The 17,470-nt window shown below is 53.6% G+C and carries 14 protein-coding genes; 6 read left to right on the forward strand and 8 right to left on the reverse strand.

Annotated features, from left to right (window positions below; translation table 11 throughout):
• Positions 1-32: 32 nt before the first annotated feature.
• Both Q1A48_RS09800 and purL read right to left on the reverse strand, forming a co-directional pair.
• Positions 33-590, reverse strand: a complete 558-nt coding sequence (locus tag Q1A48_RS09800) for an NADAR family protein (RefSeq protein ID WP_299944168.1) — start codon at positions 588-590, stop codon at positions 33-35.
• Between the two features lie 253 nt (positions 591-843).
• Positions 844-4,710, reverse strand: coding sequence for a phosphoribosylformylglycinamidine synthase (gene purL / locus Q1A48_RS09805; RefSeq protein ID WP_299944171.1), 3,867 nt, complete (start codon positions 4,708-4,710; stop codon positions 844-846).
• 412 nt (positions 4,711-5,122) lie between these two features.
• Here purL and mltF point away from each other — a divergent pair, with 412 nt between their 5' ends.
• Positions 5,123-6,601, forward strand: coding sequence for a membrane-bound lytic murein transglycosylase MltF (mltF, locus tag Q1A48_RS09810; RefSeq protein ID WP_299944174.1), 1,479 nt, complete (start codon positions 5,123-5,125; stop codon positions 6,599-6,601).
• Here mltF and Q1A48_RS09815 read toward each other — a convergent pair.
• Genes Q1A48_RS09815 through mtnP form a run of 6 tightly spaced genes read right to left on the reverse strand, consistent with a single transcriptional unit; the run spans position 6,598 to position 11,986 of the window.
• Positions 6,598-7,239 carry a TIGR04282 family arsenosugar biosynthesis glycosyltransferase gene (locus tag Q1A48_RS09815; protein WP_299944177.1) on the reverse strand — a complete coding sequence of 214 codons (642 nt, stop codon included), beginning with the start codon at positions 7,237-7,239 and terminating at the stop codon, positions 6,598-6,600. The genes mltF and Q1A48_RS09815 overlap by 4 nt on opposite strands.
• On the reverse strand, positions 7,232-7,906 hold the full coding sequence (locus tag Q1A48_RS09820; RefSeq protein WP_299944180.1) for a TIGR04283 family arsenosugar biosynthesis glycosyltransferase: 675 nt from the start codon (positions 7,904-7,906) through the stop codon (positions 7,232-7,234). Before Q1A48_RS09820 ends, Q1A48_RS09815 begins: the two co-directional genes overlap by 8 nt.
• Positions 7,906-9,381, reverse strand: coding sequence for an FAD-dependent oxidoreductase (locus Q1A48_RS09825; RefSeq protein WP_299944183.1), 1,476 nt, complete (start codon positions 9,379-9,381; stop codon positions 7,906-7,908). The genes Q1A48_RS09820 and Q1A48_RS09825 overlap by 1 nt, the downstream gene beginning before the upstream one ends.
• A 9-nt stretch (positions 9,382-9,390) precedes the next feature.
• Entirely contained in the window at positions 9,391-10,074 is a 684-nt protein-coding gene (locus Q1A48_RS09830) for a TVP38/TMEM64 family protein (protein ID WP_299944185.1), read from the reverse strand.
• A gap of 59 nt (positions 10,075-10,133) precedes the next feature.
• Positions 10,134-11,081 carry an arsenosugar biosynthesis radical SAM (seleno)protein ArsS gene (arsS, locus tag Q1A48_RS09835; protein WP_299944188.1) on the reverse strand — a complete coding sequence of 316 codons (948 nt, stop codon included), beginning with the start codon at positions 11,079-11,081 and terminating at the stop codon, positions 10,134-10,136.
• A gap of 5 nt (positions 11,082-11,086) precedes the next feature.
• Positions 11,087-11,986 (reverse strand): S-methyl-5'-thioadenosine phosphorylase, encoded by a 900-nt coding sequence (gene mtnP, locus Q1A48_RS09840; protein ID WP_299944191.1) that lies wholly within the window; start codon positions 11,984-11,986, stop codon positions 11,087-11,089.
• A gap of 269 nt (positions 11,987-12,255) precedes the next feature.
• Here mtnP and Q1A48_RS09845 point away from each other — a divergent pair, with 269 nt between their 5' ends.
• The 5 genes from Q1A48_RS09845 to Q1A48_RS09865 all read left to right on the forward strand — a co-directional run bounded on the left by Q1A48_RS09845 (position 12,256) and on the right by Q1A48_RS09865 (position 17,259).
• Positions 12,256-12,822 carry a DUF2239 family protein gene (locus Q1A48_RS09845; protein WP_299944193.1) on the forward strand — a complete coding sequence of 189 codons (567 nt, stop codon included), beginning with the start codon at positions 12,256-12,258 and terminating at the stop codon, positions 12,820-12,822.
• 123 nt (positions 12,823-12,945) lie between these two features.
• Positions 12,946-13,545, forward strand: a complete 600-nt coding sequence (locus tag Q1A48_RS09850) for a class I SAM-dependent methyltransferase (protein ID WP_299944195.1) — start codon at positions 12,946-12,948, stop codon at positions 13,543-13,545.
• A 762-nt stretch (positions 13,546-14,307) separates the two neighbouring features.
• Positions 14,308-14,553: a hypothetical protein gene (locus tag Q1A48_RS09855; RefSeq protein ID WP_299944198.1), complete on the forward strand. Its 246-nt coding sequence runs from the start codon at positions 14,308-14,310 to the stop codon at positions 14,551-14,553.
• Between the two features lie 881 nt (positions 14,554-15,434).
• A complete protein-coding gene (locus Q1A48_RS09860) occupies positions 15,435-16,469 on the forward strand; it encodes a hypothetical protein (RefSeq protein WP_299944201.1) in 1,035 nt (344 codons plus the stop codon).
• A gap of 457 nt (positions 16,470-16,926) precedes the next feature.
• Positions 16,927-17,259, forward strand: coding sequence for a lipoprotein (locus Q1A48_RS09865; protein ID WP_299944203.1), 333 nt, complete (start codon positions 16,927-16,929; stop codon positions 17,257-17,259).
• Positions 17,260-17,470 lie beyond the last annotated feature (211 nt).

Consider the following 17,470-nt stretch of genomic DNA (forward strand, 5'->3'; position numbering starts at 1 on the left):
AGGCACAGTATTAGCGATCGTGCCGACACTTGTTATGTGCCGCCCTCTCTCAGCCTGCTGCGAACAGCCATTAAGGCAAAACCCAATAGATTGTGGCCTTTCCATTTGTTGGGATTTTGACATCTCTCATCATCTTCAGCCAGGCCCACTCCCCAAATCCTATCCACAGGGCTCGCTTCAACCAGTACCCGATCACCAGTATTCAATAAAAACTCTTTCAGCGCATGGTTGTCTTTAAATTTCGCCAAATTTGCCTGTACAACGATGTCGAACCTTTTCTTATCCCAAAGCTCTTGATCAAACCCTTCAATCTGACGACCAATTGCTTTAGCAGCACCTGGATCAGTCACAGTAAGCAACTTTTCTGCAGCTGAATCATCGCCAAACAGTTTTGCTTTTTTATACATCATAAAATGTTCGGCAGTGAGAAATCTGTTGCTGTCAGATTCAAAAGGCGAGTCATACCACTGGCTCAAACAAGACTTCGATACCCCTTTCTTCGGTTTCCTATGCCCCCAGAAGAATAGGTACTTCACCTTATTTCCGTGACTGACATAATCCATCAGCTCTTCTGTATTCTTGATATTCAATTCTTATCCGATCTAATTATCTATTTCGCATACCTAAGAGTATTAGCCCGACAGTCGCTCGGAGAATAGGGCCCAGAGAGAGGCCAGCACCGGCAACAGGCTGGCGTGAGCCCCGAAAAAGACCAAACAACTCCGCAGGGTTGTCGGCCTAGTTCAAGGGCGCCTGTGAAAGGGTTATGGCCGATCTAGGGCAAGGTCCAGTCAATCCTTGCCTGAATCCAGGGCACTGGCCTGGGGAACAAGCGGATACGCCTCAATCGACAAACACCCGCGCATTGCGAAACAGGCGCATCCAACCCGCGTCTTCCTTCCATTCATCCCGATGCCAGCTGTTACTGACTGTACGGGCAACGCGTTCCGGATGCGGCATCATAATGGTGACACGCCCATCCTCCGAACACAGGGCGGTAATCCCATTGACCGAACCGTTGGGGTTGGCCGGATAAATCCGGGCAATCTCACCGCTGTTATTCAGGTAACGCATGGCGATGGTGCCGGAAACTTCACACTGTTCCAGTGCCTGCTGGTCGGCAAATTCCACACGGCCCTCACCGTGGGCAACAGCAACCGGCATATAGGTACCGGCCATGTTCTTAAACAACACCGAGGGGGAATCCTCAATACCCACCAGGGAAAAGCGCGCTTCATACTGCTCAGACAGGTTGCGCACAAACCGCGGCCAATGGTCTGCTCCGGGAATCAATGCTTTGATCACCGAGAACATCTGGCAGCCGTTACACACCCCCAAGCCGAAAGTGTCCTTGCGGTTAAAGAAGCCTTCAAACTGATCCCGGGCACGATCATTAAACAGGATGGTTTTGGCCCAACCCTCACCGGCACCGAGTACATCACCGTAAGAGAAGCCGCCACAGCCCACCAGGCCCTTGAACGCATCCAGGGCCACACGACCAGAGAGGATGTCGCTCATATGCACATCGACGGCATTAAAGCCGGCGCGGTGGAAGGCGTGCGCCATTTCCACTTGGCTGTTTACCCCCTGCTCGCGCAGTATGGCGACTTTCGGACGCACGCCCCTGACAATATAAGGCGCGCTGATATCTTCGTTGATATCGAAGGTAAGATTCACCGACAGACCCGGATCTTCCTGGGCGATAGCGGCAAATTCCTGCTCGGCACACTCGGCGTTATCGCGCAGGGACTGGATACGGAAGCTGGTTTCCGACCAGATCTGCTGCAGTTCGGCACGGGCGCGCTTGAAGATTTCAATGCCGTTATTGGTGATACACAGATGTTCGTTGTTGTTCAGGTAACCAATCTTATGGGTAGGCACACCGACTGCGGCAAAGCGCTGTACCAGCATATCCGCCTCACAGGCGGGGACCTGTAATACCGCACCCAGCTCTTCACTGAACAATGCGGCAATCGGATCTTCACCCAGTTCGTAAATTTCCACATCCATACCCACGCGGCCGGCAAAGCCCATTTCCGCCAGGGTGGTGAACAGGCCGCCATCGGCGCGGTCGTGGTAGGCCATAATCAGGTCTTCCTGCAGGGCCTGCTGTACCACCTCAAAAAAACCTTTCAGCTTTCTGGCGTCGTCCAGGTCGGCAGGTTTGTCGCCCAGTTCGTTGAAAACCTGCGCCAGGCAAGAACCGCCCAGGCGGTTTTTACCCGCACCCAGGTCGATCAACAGCAGCTCGCTGTCGCCCTTGTCGGTGCGCAGCTGCGGCGTCACCGTTTTGCGCACATCGGTCACTGGGGTAAAGGCCGAGATCACCAGGGACAGTGGTGCGGTAACCGCCTTCTGCTCGCCCTCATCCTCCCAGGCGGTGCGCATGGACATGGAGTCCTTGCCCACCGGAATGGTAATGCCCAGTGCCGGGCACAGTTCCATGCCCACCGCCTCCACGGTGCGGTAGAGTTTTTCCTCTTCGCCCGGGTGGCCGGCGGCACACATCCAGTTGGCGGAGAGCTTGATATCGGAGAGTTGTTTTACCGGGGTACCGGCGATATTGGTGATCGCTTCCCCCACTGCCAGGCGGCCGGAAGCCGGGGCATCCAGCAGTGCCACAGGCGTGCGCTCGCCTATGGACATGGCCTCACCGGCATAGCTGTCGTAGGCAACGGTGGTCACCGCACAGTCCGCCACCGGCACCTGCCAGGGACCAACCATCTGATCGCGGGATACCTGACCGGTCACCGTGCGGTCGCCAATGGTGATCAGGAAGCTCTTGCTCGCCACCGTGGGCAGGCGCAGTACGCGCTCGGCGGCTGTATTGAGATCGATATCCGCCATGGAAAACACCTTGGCTTCAACTTTACGTGTTTCCGCCTCGCGGTGCATGCGCGGCGGCTTGCCGAACAGCACAGACATGGGCAGGTCCACCGGTTTGGACGCAAACCTGGTGTCGTTCAGCAGCAGGTGCTTGTCTTCGGTCGCCTCACCCACAACGGCAAAAGGCGCGCGCTCGCGCGCGCAGATTTGCTCAAAGCGCTGCAGATCTTCCGGCATCACAGCCAGTACATAGCGCTCCTGGGATTCATTACACCAGATTTCCAGCGGGCTCATGCCCGGTTCATCACAGGGGATCTTGCACAGCTCGAAATTACCACCGGTGCCGCCGTCTTTGACCAGTTCGGGGAGGGCATTGGACAGGCCGCCCGCGCCCACATCGTGAATAAAGGCGATGGGGTTTTTCTCACCCAGTTGCCAGCACTGGTCGATCACTTCCTGGCAACGGCGCTCGATTTCCGGGTTTTGACGTTGCACAGAAGCGAAATCCAGGTCCTCGGAGCTGGAACCGCTAGCCATACTGGAGGCGGCACCGCCACCGAGGCCGATCAACATGGCCGAGCCACCCAGCACCACCAACTTGGCACCGGGAGAAAACTCGGGCTTGTCGATATGCTCCGTGCGAACATTGCCGTAGCCACCGGCGAGCATAATCGGCTTGTGGTAGCCGCGGCGCTCACCGTCAAAGTGCTCTTCAAAGGTGCGGAAGTAACCACAGATATTTGGGCGGCCAAATTCGTTGTTAAACGCAGCGCCGCCGATAGGGCCCTCGATCATAATATCCAGGGCGGTCACGATACGTTCGGGTTTGCCGTAATTGGATTCCCAGGGCTGCTCCCAACCGGGGATCTGCAGATTGGAAACCGTGAAGCCGGTCAGGCCCACTTTTGGCTTGGAGCCGCGACCCACCGCGCCCTCATCGCGAATTTCCCCACCGGCACCGGTGCCAGCACCGGGAAAGGGCGCGATCGCGGTGGGGTGGTTGTGGGTCTCCACCTTCATCAGCAGATGGATGGCTTCGTGGTTGAAACTGTATTCCCTACTTTTCGGGTCCGGGTAAAAGCGTCCGGCCACACTCCCTGTCACAACCGCAGCGTTATCCGCGTAGGCAGACAATACATTGTCACCGCCCTTTTGATAGGTGTTCTTGATCATGCCAAACAGGGAGTGCGGCATCTCCTCGCCGTCGATGCTCCAGGAGGCATTGAAGATCTTATGGCGGCAGTGCTCGGAGTTCGCCTGGGCGAACATCATCAGCTCCACATCGGTGGGATTGCGCTCCAGCGCCTGGAAACTGGCAAGCAGGTAATCAATTTCGTCCCCGGCAAGGGCCAGGCCCAGGGTGACGTTGGCATCTTCCAGCGCCTCGCGGCCCCCATCGAGAATATCCACCCCACGCAGCGGGCGCGGCGCCTCCTCCACAAACAGCTGCTGCGCCTGCTTAAAGTCGGTAAACACCACCTCAACCATGCGGTCGTACAATTGCGATGCCAGGGCCTGGCGTTCAACTTCGGTTAATGCCACGCCACTAAGGTAGTAGGCGATCCCCCGCTCCAGGCGGTGGATTTTTCCCAGGCCGCTATTGTGGGCAATATCGGTGGCCTTGGAGGACCAGGGGGAGATAGTGCCCGGGCGCGGCAGCACCAGGATCAATTCGCCATTCGGTTCGCGCTTTTCTTCTGTCGGGCCGTACTGGAGCAGCCGCTCAAGCAGTGCCCTCTCCTTGTTATCCAGTGCCTCGCTATCGGCAAAGTGCACAAATTCGGCGTAGAAATCCTCAATCGTAGGTTGCAGTGCGCGCAGCTGATTGAGCAGTTTTTTTCGGCGGAATGTCGACAGTGCGGGAGCACCACGCAGAACTAGCATGCGGGAGTTTGCCTCTTGTCTGGATAAGAAAAATAGCGTGAAAGAAAGAGCGCATAAGGCTCCGGAAATTTGAGAGGCGCAATTGTACCTGAAGCATCGCCACTCCAACACACCTGCCCGACACCTGGGTACACATGAACCAGTTCGCCATCAAAGTGTTCAAAAGACGAGCCATGCTATGCGCCAAGGATTCTCTTTTTTGACAGATGTCATACCTGCTTACAAGAGTCTATAGCGCGTTTCAAGCGTACAGATCACAGTACCCAAAAGCCAAATTGGGCAGATTGTCGTCAAATAATGTAAAATTGGCAGACTACGCCGGCTTTGGCCGCAAAAGCCCTGGCGTTTTCACCTTCAACAGGCCTTAGGTATAACAGCGATAACACCAACGGACGAGCTAGAGGGACAGCCTATGATAATGACAAGCCGCCTGCTGCGCTATGTCCGCCGCCTGTTGAAGGGGCTGGCCCTATCTTGTTGTGCCGCGCTGCTGGTCGCCAGTAAGGCGCCGGATACCCTGGCGCGTATCAAGGCCTCTGGGGAACTGGTTGTGCTTTCCCAAAATGGCCCCACCACCTATTATGAAGACGCTTCCGGCAACCCCACCGGTTTTGAGTACGGCATGCTGCGCGCCTTTGCCGATGAAATCGGCGTCAAACTGGTTATCCGTGATGTACACGATCTGGACGAGCTGTTCGAGCGCCTGCGCGATCCCGCCGAGGGCGCTCACTTCGCCGCCGCCAGTCTCACTGTTACTCCTGAGCGTCGCGAACATGTGCGTTTTTCCCCCTCCTATTTCGAAATCCGCCAGCAGATCATCTACCGCGTGGGTGAGGCGCGTCCGCGCAAAATCAGCGATCTCGCTGACAAGACCGTGGCGGTGATCGCCGGCAGTGCCCACGCGGAGGAATTGAAAAAACTGTCCAAGCGTTACCCAGCGCTACGCTGGGAGGCAATTTCCGATGTGGACACCATGGAGCTGGTGGAAATGGTACAGCAGGGCAAGTACAACTATGCCGTAGTAGATTCCAACGCCTACGTCGTGCACCGCGGCCTCTACCCAAATACCGCGGTCGCGTTCAACCTCACCCAGTTCCAACCGGTGGCCTGGGCGTTTCCCAAGAGCAGCGACGACAGCCTGTATCATATCGCGCGTCTGTTTATGCTGCGCGCCAATACCAATGGCATGATTGCGCAATTGCGCGAGGAATTCTTCGGGCACGTCAGTGGATTAAATGTCGGCGGCGCCCAGGCATTCGCCAGGCGCAGCCGCGAACGCCTGCCCCAATGGCAGGGCACCATGCAAAAAGTCGCCGAGCAGTACCAGCTGGACTGGCACCTGCTGGCGGCACTCAGTTACCAGGAATCCTACTGGAATCCCCGCGCCCGCTCCCGCACCGGTGTGCGTGGACTGATGATGCTGACGTTGAATACAGCAAAGGAACTGGGCGTCAACCGCCTCAATCCGGCGGAGAGTATTGAGGGGGGCGCCCGCTATATCGTACAAATCCGCAACAAGCTGCCCGAGCGTATTCGCGAACCCGACAGAACCTGGATGGCGCTGGCGGCCTATAACGTAGGCTACGGCCACCTGGAAGATGCCCGTGTCCTTACCGAACGAATGGGCGGCAACCCGGACCGCTGGCCTGATGTGCGCGATCACCTGCCGCTATTGGCCAAACGCCAGTACTACAAAACCACCAGGCACGGCTATGCTCGGGGCTGGGAGCCGGTGACCTATGTGCAGAATATCCGCCACTACCAGGCACTGTTGAACTGGAGCAGCCGTATCGAAGAGCAGCGCCTGGCCGCCGCTGGCGATGAAAATCGCAGGACTCTCGCCGATAACAACGCAGTAGAGGCCGAGAGCGGCGCAGCCCCGGCACTCTAGCCTACATCGACAGACGCCCGCCAGGCCTGTGGCAAAGAAGATAAATCCTCGGGCTCATCGATATCCACCAGCACCTCCAGGCGCTGACAACGCATTCCACACTCCCACAATCGATCCAGTGTCTGCTGCGCCACCACCTCGGTACTCCAATGGATGTCCTCAAACAGCCGCGCCTGTACCTCTTTGAGTCCCAGTAATGCGTAACCGCCATCTTTTGCCGGATACATGACCGCATCGGATTTCTGTAGCCCCTGCGCCGCTATATGCAGACGCTGCACAGTGAGCGCCGGACAGTCGGTGCCAAGCAGCAGGAGCCCCTGTCCCAGCGCCCGCGCGTTTCCACTGGCATGCCACAGGCGCTGGCCCAGATTGCCCTGGGACTGCCCGTAAAGGGTGACAGCACGAGGCAATGGGAAATCCCGCCAGTAAGGGTGTGAGGGGCCCGGTACCACATGCAGCTCCACAGGTCCCAGGTCCGCCTTCACACAGGCTTCCAGGGTATGGTGCAGCAGCCTCTCCGCCAGCGCAGCGGCACCGTGCTCCCCCAGCGCGGGGATCAAGCGGGTCTTGGCATAGCCGCTTAATGGTGCCTTGGCCATCACAACCAGGCGCAGTGCCTGCCGGGCAACACTACTCATAGCGCTTCGCCAAAGAGGCCGCAGGCACACCGCGCCAGTAGTCAAAACGCAAACGCCACATCAGAAGTACAGTGCGCAACACACCAAACTTCTGCCAGCGGCGCCCGGAGGTGGTGATCTGCTGGTGCAGACAGAACGGCCGCGCCACCTTCAGCAGCTGCCGGCTCAACTCGATATCCTCCATCAGAGGCTGCCGGACATAGCCGCCCAGGCGCTCGAACAGTGCGCGGCGCACAAAGATTGCCTGATCGCCTGTGGCAATACCGCTCAAGCGCGAACGCCAGTTGATCATGGTGGCAATCAAGGGAAACCACACACTGTTGCCACAGATACGGACGTCGAAGCGCCCCCACTCTGCCCCCTGTACCGCAGCCGCAGCAATCGAACTCAGAGCGCCCTGGGGTAAACGGGTATCCGCGTGCAAAAACAGCAGCCAGTGTCCGCGCGCCGCAGCCGCACCGGCATTCATCTGCGCAGCGCGGCCGCGCTCGGAGGCAATCACCCGAAGCCCCGCTGCAGTGGCGAATGTCACACTGTTGTCGCTACTGCCACCATCAACCAGAATAATTTCGCAACTGTTGCTGGCTTGTAGTTCCCGCAACTGCGCTGTGAGTTCCGGCAGCTGCTCCTGTTCATTCAGCAGCGGAACGATAACACTACACTGCACTAACCCCGCCTCCAGCGGTGAAACCTTTTCAGCCAGCGCAACGCCCACTCGGGGGCATGCGCCCGTTTCCAATTCCCGGCGACAAATTTATTCGCCTCTGCCATGGTGGGATAGGTATGAATAGTGGATAAAATTTTGTTCAGGCCCAACCCATACTTCATCGCAATCACAAACTCGGCAATCAACTCCGCCGCATTTTCGCCCACAATGGAAACCCCAAGAATTTTATCCTTGCCCGGCACCGTGAGCACTTTGACAAAGCCCTGTGCGGCACCATCGACTATGGCGCGATCCAGATCATCGAGAGCGTAGCGGGTCACCTCATAGGCGATACCCCGTTCACTGGCCATGCCCTCGCTGAGCCCCACACTGGCCACCTCCGGATCAATAAAGGTCGCACGGGGAACCAGGGAGTAATCCACTGCGAATTTTTTAATATCCCCAAAGAGGCCATTCACCGCGGCATACCAGGCCTGGTGCGAGGCCATATGGGTGAACTGGTAGGGACCCACAACATCACCAGCGGCGAGAATATGCGGGTAGCGGGTACGCAGGTAGGCATCTGTCTCCAACTTGCCCCCCTGCACCAAGTCCAGTGTCTCTAGCCCAAATCCTTTTGTCCGGGCACGCCTGCCCAGAGCCAGGATAACCTCGTCAAATGTTACTTCTATCTCACCCTCCGCATTGCGCAAACGCAGGGCACCACCTATCCGGTTTGGTTTACCGATAAACGCCAGGGCCTCGTGTCCGGTGAGCAGATTCACACCCTCGGACTTGAGGGCGTGCGAAAGGGCTTCGGATACCTCCCGGTCTTCCCGTGGCAGCAGGCGGCTCTCTTTCTCCACCAGTGTGACATCCGACCCCAATCTCACAAATGCCTGGGCCAGTTCGCAGCCAATACTGCCCCCCCCCAACAGCAACAGCCTGCGCGGCACCTGGTCCAGCTTTGCACACCGGTCCCAAAGGGTTTCACTGGTCAGATAGTGCACATTTTCCAGGCCGGGTAAGGGTGGCACTATGGGTTCGGCACCGGTAGCCAGCACAATTGCCCGTGCGCTGAGTGTTTGTTCTCCGCCGCTGTTCAGGGCAATTTTTACCGTCCATGGATCCACCAGGCGCGCCTGTCCCTGGACAACCTCCACCCCCAGGTCCGTGTAGCGCTCCACACTGTCGTGAGGTGCAATCTGCTCAATAGACGCACGCACATGGCGCATAACACCGGGAAAATCGATGCCCGGCTCGGCGACACAGACCCCAAATTGACCGGCCCGACGCGCCCAGTGGGCGATACGGGCACACTGGATCAGCGCCTTACTGGGCACACAGCCGGTATTGAGGCAGTCGCCGCCCATATTCCCCGCTTCAATTAAAGTAACCTCAGCCTTTACCGCAGCAGAGATATAGGCGCTCACCAGCCCCGCAGCGCCGGCACCAATAACAATTAGATTGCGATCAAATTTCTTGGGTCTACTCATTGCAAAGACTCATTTGGCTGCGCGGCGGCGCTTCACCCAGTTGAGAACATATTTTGCCAGCAGCGGAAATACCCCCAGCAGGGCAAAGGACAACAACAGTTCCGGGGAGGCAATATCCTTCAGGTTGTCGATCCTTGCCAACTGGGTGCCCGCATTCACATAGACAATAGTGGCGGCCAACATGCCCAACTGGCTCACCCAGTAAAAGGTCGAGACCCGGATATGGGTAAGGCCCATCAGAATGTTAATCAGGACAAAAGGGAAAACCGGCACCAGGCGCAGCGCGAACAGGTAAAAAGCCCCTTCGCGCTCTATACCCTCATTTACCATTTTCAGCCGCACGGCAAAACGCTCCTGCACAAAGTCACGCAGTAAATAGCGGGCCACCAGGAAAGCCAGGGTTGCACCGATACTGGAAGAGAAAGAAACAATGAGGGTGCCCCAATACAAACCAAATACCGCGCCCGCGGCAATGGTGAGAATGGCAGCACCGGGGAGAGATAAGCCGGTCACCAGAATATAAAACAGCGCAAACAGTAGCCCCACCAGCAGTGGCGAGGCGTCCTTCCACTGCATGAATTTATCCGTTCCCTCCTGCAGCTTATTCAACATCAGCCACTGGTCCAGATCGAACGCATAAAAGGCAATCACCAGTACCAGTATCGCAGACACCAGCAGGATTCTTTTGCCCATAATCCTCCGCTCCTCTATTTAACTTTGATTTTCCGCTCTCTTCCTGTTTCCGCAAGCCCCTAGAGGGCACCACCGCAACTGCTGCCCTGCCCCGCTGTGCAACCGTAACAATGGTCGGCCACACAAATGGAGAGATCCTGCAGATCGTGCCTGAGCAGATCGCGCAGGTGTAAACGGCCCGGTACCGGGATATTCAGTTGCTGGTTAAAATCGCAGTCGTACAAGTTCCCCTGCCAATCGACACTGACCAGGGTGCGGCACATAACCCCGTCAAGATTGGCTGCACTGTAGCTATCCTTGAGCAGCGTCATATAATTCTGGAACTGGCCCTTGGACACCAGCATGGAGCCAAAACGCTTGATCGGCATATTGACCAGAGCAAACAGGTTGTTAAACGCGATATCAAAATGCGCTGCCAGTTCCCTGCGGTAATCCGCCTCCAGGGCAACCTGCTCCGGGGGTAAAGAAGCACCCTGCGGATTGTAGACAAGATTGAGATGCAGGCCCGTGTTCGCCCTGCCGTACCCCAGCGCATTCAGTTTCTGCAACGCGCGAATGCTTTTGTCGAAAACCCCCTTTCCCCGCTGCTTATCTACATTCTCCATGGAATAGCACGGCAATGAGGCGACTATTTCCACCTGGTGTTGCGCGAGAAATTCCGCGGTATCTTCCTGGTCCGGTTCGAACAGTACGGTGAGGTTACAGCGGTCTATCACCTGCACACCCTGTTCGCGGGCGGCCTGCACCAGTGGCCTGAAGCCCCGGTGCAGCTCCGGCGCGCCACCGGTGATATCCAGGGTGCTGACACCCCGCGCTTTCATCACCTCCAGCAATAGCGCCAGGTTCTCTTCAGACATCATTTCTGTACGATTGGGGCCCGCATTCACATGGCAGTGCACACAGGTCTGGTTGCAGCGGTACCCAATATTCACCTGCAGAGTTTGTATTTTTTCGCGGCGAATGGCCGGGAAATCCGATAATTCCAATAGCGGCAGTGTTTCATGCATGCGTCTCAGTGCTCCACTTCTTCAAGCACTGGTTCTGTCGGGCCAAGCAGCGGTTTTATTACAGTGAGGGTGTCTTTGGGCAGGGCCTCCAGGGGCGTCACCAGAGCACTTTCCAGCGCGGTGTGTGCCAAAGAGTGCGGCTGTTCCTCACCCAGCAGGCGGATCGCCTCTGCGGCGATCTGCTGGGCGCGGGCGGCATTTTGCTGCAAATTGGCAATGGCCGCCGCTGCGGTTACCGCTGCTTCACGGGGGTGCCAGCAGTCGTAGTCGGTAGCCATGGCCAGGGTGGCATAGGCAATCTGCGCTTCTCTTGCCAGCTTTGCCTCAGGCATATTGGTCATACCGATCACAGAGGCCCCCATACTGCGATACCAGTGGGACTCCGCGCGGGTAGAAAACTGGGGACCCTCAATACAAACGTAGCTGCCGCCCTTGTGCAGGTTGATGGGTTGGCCCGCCTGGGTGGTTTCGAAGGCCCGTGCCAGGCAATCCGCCACGGCCGGGCACACCGGGTCCGCCATGGCGACATGGGCCACGGCACCACCACCGAAAAAGGTACTGTCACGCTTGCGCGTCATATCGATAAATTGATCCGGAATCAGCATGTCCAATGGCCGCACTTCTTCGCGCAGGGAGCCCACGGCCGAAAGCGACAGGAGATAGCGCACACCCAGTTGGCGCAGGGCGTGAATATTGGCTTTGTAGGGCACTTCGCTTGGGATCAGGCGGTGGTCACGCCCATGGCGGGCGAGGAAGGCAACGGGGATGCCCTGTAGTTTTCCGCAGACTATTGTGTCGGAGGGAGCGCCGAAAGGGGTGTCTATCCGCAGCATTTCTGCCCCACTCAGCCCCTGCATTTGGTAGAGGCCGCTGCCCCCGATAACACCAATCCGTGCTCTGGCCATATCCGCTCCTAAACAGTTGGTTTTTCCGCAGTATAGGAGTAGCCGCACGCCGTGTATATCACTGACATGTAAACAAAAATTAAGCCCTCACGGACACCAGGCAAAGTGGGCAGTCCGGAGTTTCAACGTGCTGGGCTAGCCACCCTTCCCGATAAGGACACCTCAGAGGTTAGCGCTAATCACATCATTATCTATTGTACACAGACGGATGAATCAACTATATTTACCCGGATAAAAATATTTAGTCCGGGTAAATATGGAGAAATACGATGGCCACAGACTATATCGTTATCGACCAGCTAAGGATCATCGCGCGGGGAACACTGGAGGCGATTGCGCACCAAGTAAAAGACATGGGGGCGGCTCATGAACCCATTGTCTTTGAATCTGAAAGCTGCAAACGGGTTGAGGTGGATTGGCACGGTGATATAGAGGCAGTACTGGCCAGGCTAACGACTGATACACAGATCCCAAAAACCAAGCGCGGACGGCCCAAATTAGGTGTTATCCCCAAGGAGGTTACCCTGCTTCCCCGTCATTGGGAGTGGCTGGGCCAGCAGCCCGGTGGTGCTTCTGTCACTCTCCGCAAGTTGGTACAACAGGCACAAAAACAGGTTTCGCCCGAAGAACGTATCACCACAAAACAACAGCAATTGGATGGGTTGATGCTGTTGGTTGCAGGAGATACCCCTGGCTTCGAGGAGGCCAGCCGCGCCCTATACAGAAACAGCAAAATCAGTTTTGAAAAAGCCATCCACTCCTGGCCGGATGACCTCAAGCAAGTTTTGTTAAACAAATTTAACGAAATCTCGGAGATGCACAGCGGTAATTTGTAAAACGGGCTTACTATGATTCAACAACAAGACAATAGTTTTGCAAGTGGTGCTTTGCGATAACAAAAACCAACCAGTAGGACACAGCTTTGCTGCGTCCTGCTGAATGCGTTAGGCTCAATGACCATGAATCCGAAAGAAATTGGCAAGGCGTATGATAAAATCACTCATCTTTGGGAGGACGAGAATTTCAATAGAAAGAATGGAATGGATGAGCACAAAAGAGCTTTAGCATTCGTAGAAAATAAAGGCAAAGCCCTTGACGTTGGTTGTGGCTCTACCGGTCGATTCATTGATCTTCTGTTAAGTGAGGGGTTTACCCCAGAGGGCGTCGATGTCTCTGCAGAAATGATACGTTTAGCCAGGTGCCGCCATCCAGGGGTGGTTTTGCATCATCAAGACATATGCGAATGGCGTATAGAAGAAAAATATGACTTTATCACAGCCTGGGATAGCATTTGGCATATACCGCTCGAACAGCAAGAAAATGTTTTGGCTAAACTGGTTTTCAGCCTCAATAAAGGTGGCGTGCTGATTTTTACTTTCGGCGGCACAAATGAGAAAAGTGACCACACAGATGACTTGATGGGGCCGGAAGTTTACTACTCGAGCCTGGGTACCAATGGGTTCCTTAAAGTATTAATAAGCCTGGATTGCATTTGCAAGCACCTTGAACACGGCCAGTATCCTGAATTACACACCTACTTGATCGTGCAAAAAGCATAGTCCGCTAAAGCCGGGTCCGCATACGGCGGCTCACTAAAACACTCCGTTCGGATGGTGAAATTTAACCCATATAGCCCTTACCGAAACAGCCCCTGGATTCCCACGGAACACAGTGCTGATGCCCCGGGATACTGCAACGGCTTCGCCAGTCGGTGGGGGACTCAACTCGGTGTCACCTAAAGCTTCAGTTTGATTGAACTCTTTGCAAAAAGGCATTACGGTAGGTCGGTTGCCATAGCGCCCAACCGCTCAACCGTCGCTGTCAAAGAATAAATAGATAAAAAAACAGCGCAACGAACAGTATTCTGCCCGTGAGGCGCCCTGTAACGGGAGCGCTCGCGGGAAACCCATCAGCAAAGCAATCAACAGAGTAGGACCGCATCATGACCGTGTAAGTCAGGAAAAACGCCACCTCCCAGTGCGCTCACACCGAGAGATGGCTAACCCCAATAGATAAACTGACTATCTAGCGAGGCTGTCTTGAATGATACGCCATACACTCGTTCGTCTTCAATAAACGTCTCCCGGAAGGCGAACTTTTCGAGTCATTCCCGCCCCTGGCGACGGGGTGTGCTGTGGCGTTCCGCGAGGATTGGTGTGGTACTTTACTTCAGCCGCGCACCGCCTTGCCTGCGCACCCTTCTCCCCAAATCATCCTTTTCTTTTCCCCACAAGGATCGCGCCTGTGGCGAGAGAAACGGCGCAAAGCGATACGCTGTTTCCGGGTGTTTCTGTCACAGGCGACTCAAGGAGCCTAAAAAGATGCCTATATTGACCTGTCGATTGTTTGCGCCCCTGCACCTGGGGGAGTATTTTATCATCACGCCGGTCGCCATCAGAGAGAACGCAGTCGATCTGCACATTGCGCCCGGCAAGGGTAACCGACTGGTACGAGCCATGCATTTATTGCAGTTTTTGGACGAAGCCCGAGCGCAGGAGAACACTAAAGCCACTCACCTTCCAACCAGCCCCGGGCCATTTAAGCGGCGACCCAATAAAAGGGCGTAGCACTGCAAGGCAAAACGGGCACCGAAAAAGACGGTGCAGCCCCAAGCAATACCGCAAACGCCTACCTTCTTATACGCTCCCTGGGGAGGTAGGCGTGTGCGTAACCACAGCACTCGCCCTCTTACTGCCAGCCTGTAGAATGCGGATTTTGATGGCGCTGCTACTGCGATGACGAATGGCAAACACAGCACTCCCATCAGAATATCAGTCAAGTGTGTTCGGCAGGGCTGCGCCAAACCGTCAATCTCTATTGCTTCTACAAGAGAAATCAGGATAATCGCGGTCGCTATTATATAAACGTTATAACTCATGGAGCAGTTTTGAAAAGCAAAATCAATAAGAGGACCTTCTCAGGTGGAAGGTCTATATTGACCGCTCAAAGATGCACATCGGATATGTGCAATTTTTAATGATTAGCTTTATGTTTATCAAATCATTGGGTAATAATCCGTTAAGTAATTTTGTTTTTGATAATCCTATACGCTCAGTATCGTTAATACTGATTGCATTTGTCTTATTTTCACTAGTGCTGGGATATCTGGGTTCAAATTTTGAGTTTAGGGAAGAGGAGATTAGAAACCACTCTAAATCCAATTCAGTATTAATGGATATTCAAAAGTCTATTGGTGAGCTAAGTGCAAAGTTGGCCATGAACACACCTGTAGAAAGTGATAACCAGTCGGTGTTGTCTCGGCAAAAAATGTGGGCCTGGCAGCCTACACTGCGCTCCGGGTGTCCGAAACCTCAGTGTTAACTGCCTTAAGTAAAGGGGCATCGATTCTATTATGAGAATTGGTTGAGTGATTATAGCCTCTGTTATATGTACTGCTCTGATTATTTAAAGATTTTCAGGTTTTCTTACATCTAAAGATAAAAGGCGAATGAAAATAGCATCTGACAATTATTTCGATCTTTCAGATACTGCCTATTTTGTTGACTCTGTTAAGGTACCCTGGGGGCTTACGCTCAGCCAGGCCAGAGATCTTGTAAAAGAAGATAGGCAAGTACTACAGGCTTATGGTGGCGGGCCAAATTACAGGGGTCAATGCAGGGAGGCTTTCGGATTCAAGGCCACTGAAGTAAATATTATTGCGCCAGCCGAAGATTGCCCTGTCTTGCAAGTGAATTACAATCTTTCACCTCCAGATCTAAAATCCCAATTAGTGAAACCGGAATTTTGGGTTAAATCTATTTCTAAATCTATGGGGCCGCCCGTAAAAGAGTCCAAGCGAACAAGCTATAGGATAGACCCATCTCAAAGTTGGCGGGTTATTTATAATGCACGCTGGATGAAAGGCAACATTAGTGTCACCCTGTCAACTAGTGGGGGGTATAGAGAGAATGAGGTCGGAGCTATCTCGATAGCCGGTCTATTTATAGACTGGAAAAATGAAGTGCAGTTTGCCGAGCCTTATCTTGACAAAATTAAAGAGGTTGAAAATTCATTAGTTATTTCCAATCCAAAAGAACTAGTTTCCGAAATAATTAATATAGGGAAAAAACAGAAACCCTATTATATAGCGGACTATGATCTTCAAAATCCACATGCAGCTGCAAATGATAGTGCGCTTCGTAGGGCTCAAAGAGCCTTAAGAAGTCCTTTGCTTTTTGATACTCCTCAGAAACTATCAAATTTAATGAACGATAGCTCTATTCTGATTTGGCAGCCTGAAAATCGAGATGATTTTGTAGTCTCAACAAAATGGGATTCGGTGTTCTTCTCTAAAGATTCAGGAAAAAATAAGATCTCGTGGTTTAATATTCTGCCAGCCAAAGGGAGTGGCGGAATGTCACTGAGTGTAAATGAATTGAGTATTGACGATTTTCATAGCTCTAAAACACTAAGTATACTTGTTGGTAAATTAAGCATCTATCAAAATAAAGATATACAATGCGCTAAAGATTATGACTTCTAGAGCTGTGGCCAGTCGGGTAATGGCGGATTTCCAGCCCCACCCTCCCCAGTCGAGTCAATCAAGGGAACCTCCCCCTTTAGCTAATCACAGATCCGGACATAAAGGTCTTCCTTTATCCGGCTCTTCTTCTCCAACCGGTGACACAACCGATACGCCAGCATACCATTGCCCAACGAACGCAAGTAATCAGATGGGGATACCTAATCGCTTACGAATGGTACTACAATAGTGACGAAAAAAAGAGCAAATATAATGCGCTACAAATGATGATATATTCTAGGATAGTGGTCGCAATGACCGTTTTTCTATTGTGTACGATTGTATCAATATGTGTCATTAACTGATTTATAAACAGATATTCCAAATTGACACACAATTACTTATGAGATAGCAATCAGGATAATAGTAGTCAGGGTGATCACTATATAAATGTTATAAATCAGGAGGAATAAACTGAATGAATAAGTACCTATCGGCTATAGCAATAACTTTACTGCTGTCCGGGTGTGCAGAACCCCTGCCTGAAAAACGTCTGCATTATGTGGGCGAATGGCAAAGTAAAGAAATGGGACTATTGATTCTCGCTGATGGCACTGTTGCTTATAAACGCTTAAAGAGTGGAAGTACCACTTCTGTTAATGGGCCTTTAAAGAAATTTGTGGGCGATGATTTTACTGTTGGCATTCTTTTTCTTACTACAACATTTCACGTCACCGAGCCACCTCATGAAGCTGATGGTGTTTGGACGATGACCGTGGATGGTGTACAGCTGACAAGAGTAAGTGAATAGGATTTATAATTAAAAAGTCAGTATCGCCACTTCGTGGCTGGACGCGCTAACGCGCGCCGCTGCTTTGGGCGCTAATTGTTATACATAAGTTTTATAGTTTCAATTTAAAATCAATAAGTTACAGTTTTTACGCAACCTAGATTCAACTTGTAAGTGCATATCTCAATGGAGCTAGAAAAAGCGGCCAGTTGCCCGTAGACTTCTCGCTTTT

The organism is uncultured Microbulbifer sp. (assembly GCF_947489355.1).
GTDB lineage: Bacteria > Pseudomonadota > Gammaproteobacteria > Pseudomonadales > Cellvibrionaceae > Microbulbifer.

Bases quoted from the DNA above. Each gene is read 5' to 3' on its own strand.
- purL (WP_299944171.1), bottom strand. From the start codon at position 4,710: ATGCTAGTTCTGCGTGGTGCTCCCGCACTGTCGACATTCCGCCGAAAA.
- mltF (WP_299944174.1), top strand. From the start codon at position 5,123: ATGATAATGACAAGCCGCCTGCTGCGCTATGTCCGCCGCCTGTTGAAG.
- Q1A48_RS09815 (WP_299944177.1), bottom strand. From the start codon at position 7,239: ATGAGTAGTGTTGCCCGGCAGGCACTGCGCCTGGTTGTGATGGCCAAG.
- Q1A48_RS09825 (WP_299944183.1), bottom strand. From the start codon at position 9,381: ATGAGTAGACCCAAGAAATTTGATCGCAATCTAATTGTTATTGGTGCC.
- Q1A48_RS09830 (WP_299944185.1), bottom strand. From the start codon at position 10,074: ATGGGCAAAAGAATCCTGCTGGTGTCTGCGATACTGGTACTGGTGATT.
- arsS (WP_299944188.1), bottom strand. From the start codon at position 11,081: ATGCATGAAACACTGCCGCTATTGGAATTATCGGATTTCCCGGCCATT.
- mtnP (WP_299944191.1), bottom strand. From the start codon at position 11,986: ATGGCCAGAGCACGGATTGGTGTTATCGGGGGCAGCGGCCTCTACCAA.
- Q1A48_RS09845 (WP_299944193.1), top strand. From the start codon at position 12,256: ATGGCCACAGACTATATCGTTATCGACCAGCTAAGGATCATCGCGCGG.
- Q1A48_RS09850 (WP_299944195.1), top strand. From the start codon at position 12,946: ATGAATCCGAAAGAAATTGGCAAGGCGTATGATAAAATCACTCATCTT.
- Q1A48_RS09855 (WP_299944198.1), top strand. From the start codon at position 14,308: ATGCCTATATTGACCTGTCGATTGTTTGCGCCCCTGCACCTGGGGGAG.
- Q1A48_RS09860 (WP_299944201.1), top strand. From the start codon at position 15,435: ATGAAAATAGCATCTGACAATTATTTCGATCTTTCAGATACTGCCTAT.
- Q1A48_RS09865 (WP_299944203.1), top strand. From the start codon at position 16,927: ATGAATAAGTACCTATCGGCTATAGCAATAACTTTACTGCTGTCCGGG.